The following is an 18452-nucleotide window of genomic DNA, read 5'->3' on the forward strand; positions in this document are numbered from 1 at the left end:
CACAACTTCTAAACAAAAAATTGAGGAATTAACCATGTTGAAAATTGTTAAAGCTTCTTTATTTATCGCAGCGACTTTTGGCATTTCTGGTATGGCACAGGCAAACGTAAATGAAGCGTTAGCCAATATCTGTACTATCGTTCAAGCAGATGACAAAGGTGAGCTTCGTAAAAAAATGCGTGTAGTAGAATCTGACTACCGTCTAAAACTGAAAGATTACTATTCTGGCATTACGTGTAACGGCAACAGCCTCATTCGCACAGCAATGCTAAGTGGTGCGGTAGAGTCTGGTTCGCTGTTAGTTAAGAAAATGCCTAAAAGTGAGCTAAGTGCGCCAGAGAAAGACGGTAAAACGCTTCTGGCTTGGGTGACTGAAAATGGCCTAACCGACAGCCCTATTGCAGCGGTAATCAACAACCGAATTTAATTCATAAACCAGTTCAACATGGTGTAGATGCAAACCATCTACAATAAAAGGCGGCCAAGGCCGCCTTTTGCTTTTTAACGTGCCTTACAGAGCTGCAATTACTTAGCGTTAGTGCCCGCTACCCCTTTTAAAATTGTCGCCACGTCTTCAATGCGTTCAATGTAACTCTTCTTACACGCTCGTTCATGAACAGTATGATCGCCATCGCCGTAAGGGCCAAAACCGTCTAGGGTGGCTACGCCCGTCGACGACGCCACGTTTGCATCACTCACACCGCCGCGTTTTTCGAGCACCAATGATTTGCCCAACAGCGCTTCTAATTCACTGATGTATGCTTTTTGATGATCAGAAGGCTGCATAACATCTCGCTGCAAACCGCCGGAAAGATTAACCTTTACTCCCTCGATGTGCGGTGTCTCTGTTATGTTTTCAAATGCCTTGAGTACTCTGTCACGCTCACTCGACTGGGTAAATCTAGCTTCGACAATAAGCTTTGCAGATGGTGAAATAGTGTTGGCTCCAATACCACCTTGCATTTTACCAGCGTTGACCGTGGTACCTTTTTCAATATCAGTTAGGTTAGTTAATGCAATAAGCATATGAGCAGCTGCTAAGTTTGCATTAACACCGTCTTCATAGTGGTTACCCGCGTGGGCGGCTTTGCCCTCAATATCAATGTGAAAAGTTGCGATACCTTTTCGGGCAATGACCACATCTTGATTGATACCCGCCGCCTCAAAAACCAAACACAAGTCATAGTCTTTCACAATGTCGCGAGTCAGCGATTTACTGTCGTCACTTCCACTTTCTTCGTCACTCACCATCAAAACATCAATATTGCTAATTTCCCCGCTTTCCGCTTTAACTTTGCGTAACGCCTCTAGCAATACGTGGTTTCCGCCTTTCATATCGCAAACCCCCGGCCCGTAGATCCAAGCGTCGTCTTCGCTAAAATCGGTAAAGGTATTGGGTGGAAACACCGTATCAAAATGACCCAGAGCGAGTATTTTTCGCCCTGCCCTTTTCGGGGAAACATAATGTGTGTGATTGCCTATGTGTTCCCGCTCGTGGGTGACCACTTCAAAACCTAATGGTGTCATTAACGATGAAAATACTCCTGCCACGTCGTCTACACCCGCTTTATTTTTGGTGTAGGAATTTATATTGATGATGCTTGCAAGCTCAGAAAAATCATAGTTTGGCACGGCGTTACCTTTCGCGTTGGTGTAAAAATTTCACGCAGTAAAGCCCTGTTGTATGAATGTTATATGTCAGTGCATCAAAGTTCATAAAACGGTCACAAATTAAGCATCTAATCGGCTCCGAAATTACCTGTTCACCCAAAATTTAGAGGAGCGCAATGAGCAATGATTAAATACACAGTTGGCATGTGGATGTATAAAAACGGTGGTGGAGAGGTCATACAAGCCAAAATTGTGAATAAGCTGAGAGAGCGAGATATCGCGGTAATTACCGATCTCAACCTTGCCCATGCAAAAGCACAAGACGGCTCTATTATTTGCCACAACGTGGCGATGGAAGAGTTAGACGCATTCTTCTCTTACAATGCTGGGCAACAATCGCCTTATCAAATGTATATCTATCAAGCGTTAAACGACGCCATTCCTTGTTTAAACAATTTTGATTCGTTTGCGCTATGTGAAGACAAGTTCAGAACATCTCACAAGCTGACTCGTGCAGGTATTAAAACTGCCGACTACCGACTGTGTAATCGCAGCGACAAACACACCTTAAAAAACACCATTCGAGAATGGGACGGTCGCTTGGTGTACAAACCCACCGATGGTTGGGGTGGTATGGGCATTGTAAAAATTGAGAATGAACGATCGCTGGATATGCTGATGCCGTTTCTCGACCAAACCAATATTCGCCACTACTTTGTCGAACGTTTTGTGAATTACGACATGACAGATTATCGAGTTGATATTGTCGACGGTGAGTTTGTGGGGTGTTACGGACGCAAAGCGCCGTCTGATGATTGGAAAACTAATGTCACCAGCGGGGGTACGGTAATACCGAGAGAGCCAAGCGATGAAATTGTCGCATTGGCCAAAAGAGCCGCCGCGGTTACAGGGTTAGAAATAGCCGGTGTCGACCTTATCTTTGACGAGGTTAATCAAGAGTATGTGGTACTTGAAGTAAATGGTATTCCTGCGTTTGCCACACCAGAGCAGGAAGCTATTGGCATCAACTTTAACGACAGAAAAATAGACTGCATCGTTGACTTAATTGAGAAACGAGCCAAGCAAACCAGCACTACACAACACACCTTGAAACTTGCGAGCAATTAATAATGCCTTCAACTTCTGCTTTACCAAAAATCGGCTTTCTGTACTTAGATCACGTTCTTCGCTTTTTCGATAAATCTAACTTCAAAGGTTGGCCAAATAAAATAGAACAGGTCACCTATCACTGGGGTAATGACAAACAACGCTTCATTAATGAAGTAAAACAAAAAAACATTGATGTACTTATCGGTAATATTCCAGCAACGGCGTACGAGACCTTCAGGGAAATCGCTAAAGCGCTACCAAAGGTGCGATTTGTCCCCTCTTTAGATACTCAGTTTGCCAATAAGTCGAAAGAGAATGTGACTCATTTTTGCCAAAAGCACGATTTGCCCATTCCCACCACTAATATTTTTTACGAGAAAGACGACGCTTTTGCCTTTCTAGCTAAAACTAACTATCCAAAAATCATCAAGAAGTCGTACGGGCCTTCAAACTATGGTGGTTACTTCGTTCATAAGGTAGACAGCGAAGCAGAAGCGCGGGCTTTGCTCGCCGAGAAGAAATACTATCCCGTATACGTGCAAGAATTTGTACCCATGCTTGCAGACATTCGGGTAATGCTCGTGGGTCACAAGCCCATTTGTGCCTTTTGGCGGCGTCCTCCAGAGGGCGAGTGGCTTACCAACACTAGTCAAGGTGGCGAGATGGACTACCAAAAGGTACCTCGCCAAGCGCTGGATATTGCAGTAAGAGCGTCGAAAGCCGCCAATGCAGAATACTGGGCTTGTGATATTGCCTTAGGTGTTGATGGCAACTACCGCATTTTAGAATGTGCCACCGCCTTTGCTGCCTTCCCTTACGTACGTGACTGGATTGGACAATACCTTATGTGGGATTTGTCCAATGGTGCCATGAAGCGCCCTATTGTGCCTTTGTACAACTGGGAAGAGCTGGGAAAGATCTCATCATCAATGCTAAGAACTATGCGCCACATTACCTTTGGCGAATCAACACCTAGCTATGACTGTGCAGATAATTTGGCTCAAGTAGATTCACAGTTATTCCCATTATTGCCTATTGAGCTTAGAGAAGGGCTAGAGGAATGGCCAAGTCATATCTGGAATTATCAAGATAACTATGTTCCAAAGGTTAAAAAAATCGGTACTTGTGGACCTTCATTTAGAACATGAAGATGTGGGTTTAGAAGACGTAGAGGCCGTTGAGCTGAATCTTGAGCAGGCTAGTTCAATGAAATTTACCGAGCAAGACATTCTGTCGTTTTTTGACGGTGTAAAAGGTGTTGGCCCGAAAATGACGTCGTCGATTATCGACACCCTTGGTGTGTCAGGCACCGTCGACGCACTGACTAACACGCCAGAGAAACTGCTTGATGTAAAAAACCTAAAGCAGAAGAAACTCGACGTGATCATGGCCCATTGGCAAGACTTTGTTCGCTAAACGACATTACCAAAGGGCACGCCAGCAAGTTATTGCGAGGCGTGCCATAAAAATAGCAGTAACTAACACCGGACACCCACCGTATGAAAAAGCAATATACCTCGTACCAGCAAACCATTGATTTTTTGGAAGAGGCAGTGGGTCGTTACCCTCACCTCATTCGAGTACAAAGCATTGGTAACACCTGGGAGGATCGCCCAATCATGCTGGCTACTTTGTCACTTGATGTTGAGTTTGCCGACAAAAAGCCCGCAATGCTTTATACGGGAACCATTCACGCCAGAGAGTGGATTGGCAATGAACTGGGGATCTCATTTATTGAATATTTGCTCGACAACTATCAAACAAATCCGGAAGTTGCACAAATCTTGACCCGTAACACCCTGTACATAGTGCCGTGTTTAAACCCTGATGGCTTTGAATATTCACGCACCCATTTTTCGTTTTGGCGCAAGAACCGCCGCAATAATGGTGACGGTACCTTCGGTGTAGACTTAAATCGAAACTTTGCCGTACGTTTTAAAAAAGGAACTGACACGAGTCTAAGTACTTACTCTGGACCAGAAGCTTTTTCTGAACCCGAAACTGCCGCTATCCGCGATTTTGTGCTCGCCCACAACAATATTACTGTGGCATTGGATTACCACTCACAAGGTAATGTGTTTTTCCCGGCACATAAGTTCAATCACGAGTCAGAAATAGAAGGTACTGATTTAAACGTATTGTGTGCCAATATGAACCGTGAAATTTTTCGTGTTACGGGCCGAAAATATGGCATCCACCGTGGAAAACCACCCGCCAACCTAATTCATGGTAGCGGTAGAGAGTACTACTATTCGTTGGGGATTTTAGCGACGGTTGTTGAAGTGGGAACCCGTAATATTCCTGATTACTTGACCAATATGTCTCAAAGTGTGGATGAGAACATTCCCGCCCTGCAATATGCTTTGTCGCAAGCGATTAACTATTCAGATATCGCCCCAAAACGCGTTGAAAATTTCACCATTGCTGAAATAGGCGTTTACTCGCTGACCCTGTCTTGGGAGTACAAGAGTGATGAAGATGTTTACTTTGAAATCTATCGATCACAATCGGTGAAAGGCGCGTGTCAGATAGAAAATCGCGTTGCAGTAACCCGCGGGCTAGCGTTCACTGATGTGCAACTAAAAAGCGGGCATAAGTACTATTACAATATTCGAGCAGTTAACGCTACGTCGAAGATCAAGTCCCCTTTTAGCCCAGAGATTAAGCTAAAAACACGACTATCAAATGACGAGTTCTCTCGTTCTTTGTTCCCAGCGAAGCGAGATGTAGGTTACGTAGGGCAATACACCATTGAGAAAAACCGCGACCACTTTGGCCATAACTCCTTGTTTGTGGGCGTGAATAAACGCAAAGGCATTTGCTATGGTGTGATAGCGTTTTCTTTGGATAGCTTACCCGATGATGCCAAAGTAAAAGCGGTACGTTTTTACCTTTATCCCATGAATCGAGTAAATGCGAAAGTGGAAAATTTTGGGGAATGGACGGTATCTGTGATTGATCACAATGAAGTGAGTGACATCACTGATTTCAATCAAATCCACCAAGCAACTGTTATTCAAACTCTAGGGCAGTCCATTGCATCAGACCAACTTACTCAGGGCATATGGTCACGATGGCAGCTTAATGTGACTGAAAGGAGAATCATAAAAGACGCCATATCCAGCGGAAAGCTCCTGCTGCGCATAGAAGGGCCAATAAAGCTGCCATTGGGCGCTGACTCTCAAATGATGCAGTTCGATATTGGTTATGGAAGGTTTGGCGCAGGCATACACTACCGCCCTAACCTCGACATTATTTATTCTACACAGCCTAAAGAAGTGTCATTTAAGCCCATTAACGTGAATACCATATCTACCCATAACGTAGAATCGCAATCGCTGAAATCTGGCTTTGATGACAATGGTGACATTGTCTACGGCCAGTTGGCATTTACCTTTGAGGGATTGCCGGCGCCCGAGAAAGTGGTCATTACTGATGCCTATTTAGTGCTGAAAAACAAAAATGCCCTCAGTACACAACGAGACATCCGATTCACCATTGAGCTTGCCCAGTTAGAAGCACTGGATTACCAAGGCGTTGTTACCCGTGAAAAGAAAGAATTTATCGGCTACGAAGTCAGTAATGGGCAGCTCAAAGATCGTAACGAACACCACTTTATTTTTGATAGTTTTTGTAAGCAGCACGTGGAAGCACTCTACGAGCAAGGCTCGCCTCTTTATTTCGTGATAAGAGCAACCGCGTCATCTGATGGTGAGAGCTCTTTAGTGGATTGGCACGGATTGAAAGACGACAACGCAGCAGAGTTAGTGATCAAATACATTGAGCGAAGAAAGTATCCGCTGGAAGCCCCCTCTGAGTTTAATGCCACTTTGGAAGGAAAGCAGCTTAAACTGACGTGGAATAACCCCACACACGAAGATTTCGTGGGTGCTTTTGTGGTTCGAAATCGCTTTCACCCTCCACGTTCGCCCATGGACGGGGTTAAACTTTATGCGGGTAAAGATGAATACACTTACGATAATTTTGGGAACCCTAATATTCCAAAGTACTACTCAGTGTTTACCTATGATGACATTCCCAACTATTCTGCACCTGCTAGCATGTATTACAGCTCGAGTGAAACTATTTTAATTGAAGATGAAGAGTATGAGTCTCAGGATGAGGACGATTGGCTGGACGATTAAGCGTTAACAAGCCGTTGCTGAAAATGTGCTTTCAAACGCAACGGCTTAATCTTTTTTTAGTTATACCTGAGCTTTAGGCTAAGTGCATACTTCCTTTGTTTCGAAAGAACGCCCACGTGCTTAGCATAGGTAAAATGTACAGTGGAGCAATAATCATGTACGCGAGTATTGGACCAATTTGCTTAGGATCGAGGTTTTGCGTATTGATTACGGTGTACCCAACAAGATAAGGCACAGCAGACAAAGCCATACCCACCACAGAGAACACTCTGGGGCTCATAGTGTATCGCTTAGATAACAAGAACATAGCGACAGCCCATGCCAATGCCCAGCCCACCGACGGCACATTCATGAACATAAATATGTCCACTGGTGTGTTATTCACAGCAAACGTTGCTTGTTGCCAAAAATCGGGAGAAAACACAATGTAATGAATTTGCCCGTTTAGTATTTGCTCCCAAAGTAACGGAGTCGTTGAATCCATATTCGATAACCACACTACAAAACCAACAATCACAAACAACAACATCGCAGTAAACACTCCAGTAATAACACTCACAAATAAAGGGGTTTGCCATAGGGATTTTTGACCTTCCCACGACGCCAAGAGAGTTTGACGCCACATCCAACGAGAAGCAGTTTTCGGATCTTTCATCATTAACTCTCCGTATTCTTCTTGCATGTCACCAATCAGTTCATCACTGTAATTAGGCACACCTAGTTTGCGGATAAGCAACTCGGCTAACTTTGGTAACGCTTGATTCGTATGAGAAATATGATTAGCCATGATGACCTCCTAGCTCTGCCATTGAGATACCTTGCCATAGTGTATCCATGGCTTGTTTTGCACTAATTAACGCCAGTTTCCCCTGCCCTGTGACAGCAAAGAAGCGCTTAGGTCTGCCCCCTCGTTGAGCCGTAGACTCACCAAGTTCAGAACTCACTAGCCCTTTTTTCTCCATACGCTCTAATGTTGCGTACAATGCACCTAACGCTACATCACGACTGATAGACTCATGTAAAAAAGCGCGAATGGCAGCTCCATAGGCATTGTCGCCGAGCTTTACTAAGGCAAGCATAACCACTTGCTCAAATTCACCTAAAGATTTTTGACTCATTGCTATGTCCCTTTTCTATTTTCCTACAATGTAGTTATTTGATGAAAATGAATCAATCTAATTTCATACATTGTAGTAATTTGAACGCATACATAGGTATATGGATTTATACGAAAAATAATTCACCCCTTTTCTAAATCTGATTCGTTGATTAAAAAAGAGGAGAAGTCTATGTACTTACATCAAACTGCTACACCCAACTTTCACATTAATGTTCGCGCCCTTGGAAGTATTGCTTTAGGCGTGATTATGACTTTCGGATTGTTCGTATTAATGGCCAAGTTAGTTGAACAAGATCAAGTGTATGTGGCACCAGAACCACTACCTACTATTGGCCCAATAACACTGCAACTAGAGGAGGAGGTTACGGTTGAGAGGCCTCCATTGAAGCCTATCGAACCACCGACGGCTCTGCCCCCTTCGCCACCAATGATAGAAGAGAGCACACCTAACGAAACATTCAGTACCGCTGAAGTGCCAACTATTGGCGTTGGTACTGAGTTTATCTTAGATACAAGTATGGGGGATGGTTTAGCCGACCAGCAAGCCACACCAGCATTTCGCGTAGATCCTACCTACCCAGTTGATGCTGCAAGAGATGGTATTGAGGGATGGGTAAAACTTTCATATACGGTAGCGGCCAATGGCTCAGTGACTGACATACAAGTGCTGGATGCTCAACCAAAACGCATGTTTGACCGCGCCGCTAGACGCGCGTTGGGCAAGTGGAAGTACAAGCCAAAAATGGAAGACGGTAAGCCTATCAGTCAGGGAAATATGCAGGTAGTATTGGAGTTCAAGCTCGATCAATAAGGAGATGTTTGATGAGCTATACCAGCATAGGAATATTTAATTCAGTAAAAGATTGGTTCTCGGGCGCGCCTAGCCCCGAGAGCTTGATGAGTCGATTTGTTAAAAAAGGCGACTCTCGCGCGTTGTCTGCACTGTTTTATCAGCATAACAACGCCTTGTATTATTATTTGTTGGTAATGTCTGATGCTGACCTTGCCGCCGACATTGCGCAAAAAACCTGGCTAAAAGTCATCGAAAAGAAGCATATGTACAACAATGCCGGTAAATTCGAAGCCTGGCTTTTTACTATGGCACGAAATGCGTTGCTGGATGAATTACGTCGAAAAAGCCGCTTTGAACACGACCATGCTGCGGTTGATACACTCACTATCGATGACACAGAAGACGCCACGAATGACGATTTTCATAGTGCTCTGAAACGATTACCTATGGAACAAAAAGAAGCGTTCTCCCTTCAACAGGAAGGGTTTAGTCTGGCTGAAATTAGTCATATTTGTCACGTTCCCCAAGAAACTATTAAAACTCGCCTGCGCTATGCAAAGGAAAAACTGAAAAAGGCGCTGGAGGAGAAACAATGAGCGATATCGATAAAGAACTCTCAGAAGCTTATCAAAAAAGTAAGCGCCAATATGCTGCACCCAGCCGAATACAACGCCAGGTGATACGTGAAGCTGAAAAGCAAAAGCCTGCCCTGCCAGAATGGTTCAATAGAGAAACGCTTTCGATGGGCGCTGCTGCTTTCGTACTTGCGGTACTTATCGTGATTTACAACATGTCGGATATTATGAATACCACAAACCCGAGCCATATTGTGGATGTGAATATTGAGTTTCACGCCTATGAGGAAGAGCGCCCTAGCTTCGATATTGGCCAGTATCGGGAACAACTCACTGCCTATGAAAACTCGTATCGACAACAACTGACTCAGCTCGATGTGCACTCTATGCGTCTTGCTCGATTAGAACAAGTGGAAGACGGTTGGGCGTTATCAGATTGCAATGACGTCTCAATAAAAATCTCTGACAGATTGGTAGAAGATCTGAAGTCACTTAACCGCATCTCTCCCGGGCTAGCTGTGGGAGATCAGGTGCAACTTGCATTGAACAAAGACGGGCTTATTCTTGAGATTTCTTATTCAAAAGCGCCGCTGACCTGCTGATCAGGTTCTAGTTAACAATTACCTAACAAGGCGGAAGGTTAAACTGACACTTCCGCTCAGCAAGCTGGTTGAAAAATACACAAACGCAGTGTGTTTTTATTGCAAAATGACAACGCTGACATTAAACTGCCGACCAAAATTTGTTCAGACGTTAAATAGAGTTGTATTAACCGATGCTTGTAAACACATTTCGAATTGCCGCCAGTACCCTATCCTTACTTTTCTGCGCAAACGTATTCGCTGCCATCGTAGATTTAGGTGCAGCAGAGGACCATGTATTTGCCAGCAGTAGGGCAATTATATTGGGCTCGGAAGCTCACATTAATGGCTCGGTTGCGTCGTCATACCACATTGGAATTGCTACCGGCGCAATCATTGAAAACAACGCCTGTGCACCGAGTGTCAGTGTTGCGCCCTCTGCAAGTATTTCTGGTGACACTGGCCTGATGGGCGAATGTGACTATGTCAGTAGCTTGCATAAAGACATTATCGCGGCATCTGAACAAATGGCGCTATTAGGCACACAAGGTCAATATCAGTCCATAATTCAAACCAGCACCCTTAATGGCGGAAGTACCTACTGGCTAGACGACCTGCTGTTAGATTCAGGGGAAACCTTGAGCATCTCAGGCTCCGCTGGTAGCACAACTGTGATCAATGTTCGGGGACAAGCAAAACTCGGCTCAGGTTCTAGTATCGAACTCATTGATGGAATACGTTCACAAGACGTCTTGTTCAACTTTGTTGATGGCGGCCTTTATTCGAGTTTTGAAGTGGGCGCTGCCGACATTAGCGGCACTTACCTATCTAACGGCCGCGACTATATCATCGGCGATGGTGCCACACTCAACAGCACGCGATTTATCACCGTTGGTGACATTATTGCCAACGTACAGTTTGTTAGCTATACACCGTCAGAGGAAAACACTGAAGTTAGCGCTCCATCTATGTTGTTTGCGTTCATTGCAGTAGCAATAGTTAGTGCACTTCGTCGAAAAGGGCAATATGAGCTAACACCCGTTGTGAGCAACTAAGCGCCCCAAATGCTGGCTAGTTTAGCTCTATATGACTCTGGATCCTGCGCGTTAATCTTGTCATCAAAATGAATATAGTCCGGTGTGGAGAAGTCCCCCCCCCGAGCGCAAATGTCGATTGCCTTTGATAGCTTCTATTAGGGTGCAAATTTCATTGGGTAAAGGTTTAGCTTCTCTAAATGAGCGCGAGCCATACCATTTTCCTTGAAATATAAAGTTCAAATCAACCGCGTGACCAACGAAATGATTGGACATTTTTGCCGGTGTTACAATAGCGTTAGTCACTGGAGCGTTCGGCCTTCGTAAACTACTAGTGATAAACAATTCTATGGCTCTGGCTTTTGCCTCTTTTTCCATAAACTCAAGACGCGGAACAAAGTCTTGATGCACCTTGACTTCGCGCTCACTGCGCAAGGCGCCATGTTTCGACTCGTAAATCACAATACCATTGGACTGCGCGGTAGAGCTTGTATCGGGTTCAAGAAAGTCCTTCAACACAAAACCTACCTCACCACTAGGTGTGAGCACTTTGACCCAAGTTTGTTCATCGATAGCGGTCAACTTCGTATTATTGGGAAGTACCGTGAGTGTATTTCCATCAAAAGGTGAAGCTCTGAGTCTGAGTCCATTTGAGCTCGTTGTTCTATATAATTTAGTCATTTGCTAGCCATCCAATTTGCCACTCGGCGACAAGCTAACAAAATCGCCATCTGTCATTCCACTGTAAAGGTCAAAGAAGTTTTTCTCTTTAACTAACGTCTTTGAGCCGTTGAGTTCTTTTACCGTCAACATATCCCCTTCTATTGCCGTCAATAGGAAAAGTTGGCCTACGGTGAATGTTTCTGCGTCCTGTCTAAGGATAAGAGTACTTCCTATTACGGCAACTCCACTAGCGAGCTGAACCTCGGGAGGCTGACTAGCGACGGGGGGCGTCGTAACAGCAATATTCTGTGGTTGTTTTGGTGTTGCACCTGCGAGTCTATCGGTAATATTCCTTACCATTACCAGTACCCATTCAGAAGAGAAACCAGCGGCAAATCCAACAGAAATTGCAGTAAAGTCAGACAGTATGTCATCGCTTAAGTAACCGTATGCGAGTATGGCCAGTATGGGGGCGGAAACCACCTGTATCATTTGAAACAATACGAGTTCTGGAATATCCATAGGATAAAGAGGCGAATAATTTTGTCCTCGGAAAGACTTTTGGGCAGGAGCTTCATCGCCGCAATTAATGACTAGGCGCGCCTGAAACTCGGGAAGTTTTCTTGCCATTGCAATCATGGCTCCCAATAAGGCACAAAAGACAAAATATGCAGGTACTACGATTCCTCCAACAATGAGTTGTGCTGGCAACTGGTTGGGAAGTGAAGTTTGCTCAGTGAATGTAGCAAGCGTTCGTTGTCTGGTAGACACAAGATCGTCAAGAAAACTGTAGATTTTAAGTTCTTTATTCAGGTTAGTTAACTCAGGGCGGTAATTCGCTTCAAAATGCCTTTGCCTTATTTCTAAGGCTTGAATTCTATCTCGAGTATTGACCATTCGTTGCCTAATATCGCGCAACACAGAATCCTCAGGACAAAGGTTAACTAGCGATTTAGCACTTTCAGGTAACGCAGAACCCTGACCCATCAAGCCTAATAGCGCAGCAACATTGTTTGATACCCCAGTGGTACATTTATTGATATCCACTAAGTCCTCGGCACTAACTTGAGGTAACTGGGCCGCTGGGCATGTATTGGTTAAAGAGCAACCCGTTAAGATCGCTCCCATCACAATTAACCGCTGCGGTGTTCTATCACCGCAATAGTTTTCACCATCTAGAGGAGACGTTACCGGAACAATGGTTTTGCTGTTTTCACCTCTGTCAGATTTATATTCACAACCCAAAACCACCCATGGAGTGAAACTATTAGTACTTGGCTGCTTATTGTCCGACTCTAAATCGTTGTTCTGAGTACTGACAAACATAATCCATATCGCTACACATAAAACAACAATAAGGAATCCATACCCTAGCGCTAATACCCCGCGAACCAACGAACGTAACTTAGTGTCGTCACTGGGGTCGGTAGTAATTTCGGCGGTGAAATAACACACGACAAGAAAAAGAAAGAAAGGAACGATGTACAACAACACAAGGTTGTTTTCTGTATTTAACTCAAAAAAATAGTCCAGTGCTAAGGTAACGCCACCGAGGAACACGACAACCCATAGATATCTGAGTACAAAGGACTTTGTGCTAATAAAAACACTTTTTATGTTTTCCATATTCATGAGCCGTCACCATACAAAGCAAGTGCTTCAGCATAGGCGCTAAACTTAGCTTGAGTTTTCACTTTCAAACGCTCATAGGCTTGTGTAGAGCTAGCATCTGCGCTGTCGAGTTCTGAAATGAGTGCCCGTAATTCCTCATGCAAATTCTGCAGCGCTTGTTTTTTCTGTGCAATGCGAGCTGCAATCACCCTATCTTGCGCAGAGGCTTGCTGATCGGATGCTCCATCTTGAGACTCAGGAACAGATTCTCCCGTTAAAGGTGGCATTCTCAACCCAGTAACAACACCAGCTGTCTCTATTGCTGCCTGCGTCACTGCCTGTGAAATGATCAGCTGGTTCTCAACCAGTACTTGTGGATTGTTTCTCGCATTAGATGTTCTAAAACGCGTAGGTGTATCCCGGATAACGACGATAGAAGATTTTCCATCTGCGGAGAAATGCAGTGAATTAACGTTGTTCCAATTATCTTCATAGGCTGAGTCAGTAATGAGTCGCCACACTGGGTCCCCAGCATTTTGCAATCTATCAATTAGTGCATTGAGTGAGCTTTTGTTCTTCACCAAACCTTCGAGTGCCAACTGGCTACTCGCACTTAATGGCATATCATTTCTCAGAGCCTCAAGTTCATTGGCTAAAGTTAAATTTGCCCCTTGAAAGCTAGTGTTATCAAAAGTTCTCGATAATGTTCGGGTTGAAACATCGGCACCAGCCCTTGACGCTAATGCAGTTAGCTCGCGTTGAAGATTCTTGGAAAACTGTTGCCATAGCCTTACATGCTCGTAATCCCTCTCTAAATTCAATGCTACGAGTTGAGCATTCATAAGGTGCTCTAAGGCAACCCAGTTCAGATAGAAAGTAGGCAAACTAATTTTTTGATAAGCGGCTGCAACCTGAGACACTGCAGCAAGTGTATCTACTTCTAAATCAGTAAACAGACGAACGTGACCGAGCTCGCGGTTTTCATCACAGTAATGCCGAACGACTTTGCTCTCTTCGCCTTCTACTATACGTACACAACTCTCCCCCATTGGGGCAGACTCAACAAGATACAGTCTCATTCGTTGCAATATAAAGTCTTTATCGACCAGAAAAGGCTGTCCACCGTCCTCGGTAACTTCAATAGTTCTCACGCGATTTGACGTGTCACTGTGTAACGGAGAGGTTGGAGCCTGTTCTGTCATCACTTCTACCGAAGTGCAATAATCAAGGCTATATCCAAGCAGGATGCACTGTGTGCTAGCTTCAACAGCGTAAATCGCTCTATATGTGGTTAAGTAAAACGATAGTGCATCAATTGCGTCATTAAAGTCGTCAGTAAAATTTGTATGATTCTGCTTTATACAATCGAGGTATTTTGCCAAATGTTGACTTACTGGCGAGACATCTGAACTGTTGGATTGACTATCTTGAAGTACATTGCAGTCGTAGGTGGATGGTGTGAGTAGAGGCTTTGGAAGAAGGTTTAACGCGTCCTCGTATAAGGCTGCCGACGTCACGGCCATTTCAGTTTTGAGTTGGAGCGTGTAATCAGCACCTTTTTGTAATGAATACAAATCTTGTAGCATTGCCTCGACCTTTCTGTCAGATAAAGGCTGTTCAATGCTGGGGCTTTTCTCAAATACATCCACAGTGATGTCTAGTGTGGTGGTAGCACATCCCCCAACGAAACTAACCACAGTGATAATGCAAAGATATTTGTATATCAATTTCATAACGCACTCTCCGCTAGCGAGAGCATGAGTTCTAGTTCACCTCTGAGCTCATTAAGTTCTGAGGCCACATTATCATTGTTAACCGTTTGCTCTGCCGATAAAGACGTTTCAGCAGCTGATAATTTTTTGGAAATCAACGACAGCAAACGAGCTAAATGTTGATCCTCATCCGACAGAATTTGTACCTCTTGGAGGGATTGCTGAGTAATGATCTCAGAAAGAGTAAAAATTGATTTTCCCACTTCATTAGATTTAGCAATGGAACCGATGTGCTCTAGTGTTTCAGTAGGATCCGAAGAAAAAGCAATGACAAACTTTTCTCCAGAGTGAAACAGGGTCTTGTTCGAGAGCGGGTCAAACTCTATTTCTTTTGCCCCATTAGGTAAGGGAGTCGCTTCACCAGGCACCGCGCGAACCCGCTTTAATGCAATTAACAGACGACTTATTTCCTCTTCGGTTGCCATTGGGTCACTCGCCGCGTTGAGATAAGCTTGATAAGCTTTTCGGTATGCTTCATCAAAGGCATTGTCTAGTGCTTCTTCTTCAAGAAGTTGTTTGGGTCCAAAATCATCACCAGTACCATAGAGCCTATCAACCGCCTCTCGTGGAAACCAACCTGATTCGTATTTGGCAACACCGTAATCACCATCGGCCTTAATAGTGACTCGGTAATAATTAGTATTTTCGCCACTGGCAACAGCGAGGTAAAACACTTCTTCAACTTCCATATCTGGAATAACGGTACAACCTGAAATAACTGATAAAAAAAGAGAAGTTATGGCAAATAGAATGGGATATTTGAAGCGCAAATTGATATCAGCATGAGAGCTAGATAATGCACACATGATGAACTCCATTTCATTCAATGATTATTATTTGTATAAAATATACGCTACTTTTTTAAAAATATACAACCTTATTTGTACATTTATTCAACAACACACAATTATTCAAGATCTGGAATTTATTGCTAAATTAGCGTAGTTTTGAAGGGTTATTTTTAATTGCGACAAGGCGTTTAATGACTGCATATAGGCCACTTTTTAAATACATAAAGAACCACGATGTATTATTTACAGAGCTTGCCATGATAAGAAATGGTTATGCTGAAAGTTTGGGTATGCACAATTACCAATACCACAAGACGCCAAAATTCTTAGCGGAAGACGGTCGAAGGCTATCCATCGAGCCAGAGCGAAGTATTGTAGTGAACCATTACCGCGATTTGGCCGGAGTAAAAACCACGCTGCAAAAAGCCATCTCAGGGTTTTACATTATCAACAACAGCGATATCGGTTTTAGATACCCTACGGCCGCTATTGCCGGAAACCAAGCCCCTTTCATCAAACGTTTCCGCTCTGAGTATTTTCATGAAGCCGATGAAAAACGGGATATTTGCCGACCGATAAACTTATCTTACGGTATCAAAAGCCGTGGTAAAGCAGACAACCGCCAAGAGTACGAAATTTGGGTTTCAGAGGATGTGTTAGAAGATAATGTATCTTCGTTGTTTTTGGATAAATATGGTGAGGACTTACCTGACGATGTATTAGCTTTTGCCGCGCAGTCCCCGGTAGTACATGGTTGGATGGGGGTAAAACGCGCCGCCTTTGAAGCCATTTTAATCGACAAAAAAAATATGGGTGATATCGCCATTTGTATTGGATTCTCACTAGATGCCTACAACATAGGGGCAAACCCAGATTTATCTTATTCAGAGCAAGTAGCGAGTTCAATTGCAGTTCACAACGCGGAACTTGAATGGGAAGTCATGGGTTACTTTGCTCCGGCGGGAAAAGAGATAGATCACAACACGCTTTGGCAAGCAATCGACCATGCTATTGAAGCTATCAGTGTGCCAGTTGAAGGGATTTACAACAAACAAATCATTCCGTGTAATGAAAGCAAAACAGAGCGTATTTTATCAACTATTTCACAGTTAGGAGTTACTGACGAACAAATAGCGGACTGGAATCTAAAGCCATCGGAGTTTTTACAGACACGTAGTAAAAGCAGGCTGAAAGCTCACGACCCTACTCGCAAGGTCAACCTATTAGGAAGGCTTAACCGATTGTTTTATCAGGAGGAATACAAACTTCCGTCGTTGGCTGTCATGCACGAGTTAATTATTTAATGCTAACCAAAAAGGGAAAGTTTGCCGTACCTACTTTCCCCTTGTCATCATAAATATAAACAAATAGACGGTACTGACCTGCTACCTCTGGTGCGACGAAGCTAACACCAACTTGATACCCTTCGGGTGCTTCGGTAAGAGTGGTCTCGCCGAATTGAACATTCAGTGTGTCAGGCTCTTTTTCAAAGGCACCGCCTTGACTCCTCACATCGACCTCTTGAGATACCTTCCATTCAACTTCAACAAGGTCGTTGTCGTGCTCCTGAAATGACACGATAGCATTCATTTCACTACCAACTAACGCATTGAGGTTAGTGATTGCAGTACTGCCATTCAGTAAAATCTCCGACACTCTAGGCGCGTGATTTTGTGGATATTTCCCCGACCAAAACTTGGTCATTTCATCGATTCTGGCATCGGCATTTCCGTTTTTATCGAAGAGTCCATACCACGTTGGTGTTCTTTCCTGCTTTTGCCCCCAATAAAACACAAAATGACCAATATTTTGATTAGTCTGATTATCTGCGAAAACAGATGCTAACCGGTTTGCCAAACGGTCTGCTTTCAATCCGCTAGGCTCTTCGATTTCCCTTCCCCAAGACGTAGAAGGTGTTTCCCAATGCCCTGTTGAGCCAAACTCGGTAACCATGAATGGTAAGTTCAAATTTAAGTCAGAAATAGCAGTGTTTACCGTATCTACATCGCCGTAAACTTGAACCGATAAAAAGTCTACAGAGGGTGTTCTAGCGAGCGCTGTTTTGATATGACCTTCATTCACGCCAGCAAAGCTGTAGGTTACCGGATGATAAGGGTCAACCTCGTGAATAAATTGAATAATATCATTAATGGCGTCATACACTTTGGGGTTAACATCGGCGAGGCTACCATCATCGTTGAACAACAAATTAGGTTCGTTCGCGACTATCCAACCGAGTAAGTTGGGATGGTCTTTATAAGCCAATATTTGCGCTTTTACCCACTCAAATTGCTCGGCAACTGCGACGTCATCGTTGTAATCAAAGTGATGCAGCTCTTTTTGCAAATCAATACCCATTAGCACCATCAAGCCATACTTTTGCGCTAACGCCAGATGAGTCACTGCATCATTTGTTGACCAGGTTCTGAATGTATTGCCACCGGCCTCTCGAAGCGCTCTAATTTTGTTCTCGTCAGTGGTGTTCAGCCCTGCACCACGAACAGTATATGGCTGGCCATTTTTGTACAAAACAAATTCACCGTCGGCTAGATCAATCTGAACTTTACTTGGAGTCTGTTCCTGTGCATGGGCCAATTGAAGCACAAACAACATTGAAATCAGGTAAATGCAAATCTGTTTAGTCAT

The 18452-nt window shown here is 43.9% G+C and carries 18 protein-coding genes; 10 read left to right on the forward strand and 8 right to left on the reverse strand.

What is annotated here, in order from left to right:
- Window positions 1–34 precede the first annotated feature (34 nt).
- Complete coding sequence (locus EYS00_RS08775) at window positions 35–427, forward strand: DUF3718 domain-containing protein (protein ID WP_130636177.1); 393 nt, start codon at window positions 35–37, stop codon at window positions 425–427.
- A gap of 98 nt (window positions 428–525) precedes the next feature.
- On the opposite strand, the gene EYS00_RS08780 is transcribed toward EYS00_RS08775, so the two are convergent.
- Entirely contained in the window at window positions 526–1632 is a 1107-nt protein-coding gene (locus EYS00_RS08780; protein ID WP_181412793.1) for a M20 family metallopeptidase, read from the reverse strand.
- A gap of 162 nt (window positions 1633–1794) precedes the next feature.
- Here EYS00_RS08780 and EYS00_RS08785 point away from each other — a divergent pair, with 162 nt between their 5' ends.
- The 4 genes from EYS00_RS08785 (at window position 1795) to EYS00_RS08800 (ending at window position 6866) form a co-directional block, all read left to right on the forward strand.
- On the forward strand, window positions 1795–2739 hold the full coding sequence (locus EYS00_RS08785; RefSeq protein WP_130636178.1) for a RimK family alpha-L-glutamate ligase: 945 nt from the start codon (window positions 1795–1797) through the stop codon (window positions 2737–2739).
- A gap of 2 nt (window positions 2740–2741) precedes the next feature.
- Window positions 2742–3869 (forward strand): RimK family alpha-L-glutamate ligase, encoded by a 1128-nt coding sequence (locus EYS00_RS08790; RefSeq protein ID WP_130636179.1) that lies wholly within the window; start codon window positions 2742–2744, stop codon window positions 3867–3869.
- Window positions 3847–4137 carry a hypothetical protein gene (locus tag EYS00_RS08795; protein WP_130636180.1) on the forward strand — a complete coding sequence of 97 codons (291 nt, stop codon included), beginning with the start codon at window positions 3847–3849 and terminating at the stop codon, window positions 4135–4137. Before EYS00_RS08790 ends, EYS00_RS08795 begins: the two co-directional genes overlap by 23 nt.
- Window positions 4138–4220: 83 nt before the next feature.
- Window positions 4221–6866: a M14 family zinc carboxypeptidase gene (locus EYS00_RS08800; RefSeq protein WP_130636181.1), complete on the forward strand. Its 2646-nt coding sequence runs from the start codon at window positions 4221–4223 to the stop codon at window positions 6864–6866.
- 73 nt (window positions 6867–6939) lie between these two features.
- Here the strand turns inward: EYS00_RS08800 and EYS00_RS08805 are convergent, their stop codons facing one another.
- Both EYS00_RS08805 and EYS00_RS08810 read right to left on the reverse strand, forming a co-directional pair.
- Entirely contained in the window at window positions 6940–7653 is a 714-nt protein-coding gene (locus EYS00_RS08805; protein ID WP_130636182.1) for a hypothetical protein, read from the reverse strand.
- On the reverse strand, window positions 7646–7984 hold the full coding sequence (locus tag EYS00_RS08810; protein WP_130636183.1) for a PadR family transcriptional regulator: 339 nt from the start codon (window positions 7982–7984) through the stop codon (window positions 7646–7648). The genes EYS00_RS08805 and EYS00_RS08810 overlap by 8 nt, the downstream gene beginning before the upstream one ends.
- A gap of 171 nt (window positions 7985–8155) precedes the next feature.
- Between EYS00_RS08810 and EYS00_RS08815 the strand changes: the two genes are divergently transcribed.
- From EYS00_RS08815 to EYS00_RS08830, 4 genes are all read left to right on the forward strand, one after another.
- A complete protein-coding gene (locus EYS00_RS08815; RefSeq protein ID WP_130636184.1) occupies window positions 8156–8797 on the forward strand; it encodes an energy transducer TonB in 642 nt (213 codons plus the stop codon).
- Between the two features lie 11 nt (window positions 8798–8808).
- On the forward strand, window positions 8809–9375 hold the full coding sequence (locus tag EYS00_RS08820; protein ID WP_130636185.1) for a sigma-70 family RNA polymerase sigma factor: 567 nt from the start codon (window positions 8809–8811) through the stop codon (window positions 9373–9375).
- Window positions 9372–9956: a hypothetical protein gene (locus tag EYS00_RS08825; protein WP_130636186.1), complete on the forward strand. Its 585-nt coding sequence runs from the start codon at window positions 9372–9374 to the stop codon at window positions 9954–9956. Before EYS00_RS08820 ends, EYS00_RS08825 begins: the two co-directional genes overlap by 4 nt.
- Before the next feature lie 173 nt (window positions 9957–10129).
- On the forward strand, window positions 10130–10990 hold the full coding sequence (locus EYS00_RS08830; protein WP_130636187.1) for a hypothetical protein: 861 nt from the start codon (window positions 10130–10132) through the stop codon (window positions 10988–10990).
- Between the two features lie 63 nt (window positions 10991–11053).
- On the opposite strand, the gene EYS00_RS08835 is transcribed toward EYS00_RS08830, so the two are convergent.
- From EYS00_RS08835 to EYS00_RS08850, 4 genes are read right to left on the reverse strand one after another with little or no spacing between them, the layout of a single operon-like run.
- On the reverse strand, window positions 11054–11650 hold the full coding sequence (locus EYS00_RS08835; protein WP_130636188.1) for an SH3 domain-containing protein: 597 nt from the start codon (window positions 11648–11650) through the stop codon (window positions 11054–11056).
- A 3-nt stretch (window positions 11651–11653) separates the two neighbouring features.
- Entirely contained in the window at window positions 11654–13258 is a 1605-nt protein-coding gene (locus tag EYS00_RS08840; RefSeq protein WP_130636189.1) for a hypothetical protein, read from the reverse strand.
- A 2-nt stretch (window positions 13259–13260) separates the two neighbouring features.
- Window positions 13261–14976: a hypothetical protein gene (locus EYS00_RS08845; RefSeq protein WP_130636190.1), complete on the reverse strand. Its 1716-nt coding sequence runs from the start codon at window positions 14974–14976 to the stop codon at window positions 13261–13263.
- Window positions 14973–15821 (reverse strand): hypothetical protein, encoded by an 849-nt coding sequence (locus tag EYS00_RS08850; RefSeq protein WP_130636191.1) that lies wholly within the window; start codon window positions 15819–15821, stop codon window positions 14973–14975. The genes EYS00_RS08845 and EYS00_RS08850 overlap by 4 nt, the downstream gene beginning before the upstream one ends.
- Window positions 15822–15997: 176 nt before the next feature.
- Here EYS00_RS08850 and EYS00_RS08855 point away from each other — a divergent pair, with 176 nt between their 5' ends.
- Window positions 15998–17110 carry a hypothetical protein gene (locus tag EYS00_RS08855; protein ID WP_130636192.1) on the forward strand — a complete coding sequence of 371 codons (1113 nt, stop codon included), beginning with the start codon at window positions 15998–16000 and terminating at the stop codon, window positions 17108–17110.
- On the opposite strand, the gene EYS00_RS08860 is transcribed toward EYS00_RS08855, so the two are convergent.
- Window positions 17103–18452 (reverse strand): glycoside hydrolase family 2 TIM barrel-domain containing protein, encoded by a 1350-nt coding sequence (locus EYS00_RS08860; protein WP_130636193.1) that lies wholly within the window; start codon window positions 18450–18452, stop codon window positions 17103–17105. The genes EYS00_RS08855 and EYS00_RS08860 overlap by 8 nt on opposite strands.

The sequence above is a fragment of the Alteromonas sp. KUL49 genome, assembly GCF_006538345.1.
Taxonomy (GTDB): Bacteria; Pseudomonadota; Gammaproteobacteria; order Enterobacterales; family Alteromonadaceae; genus Alteromonas.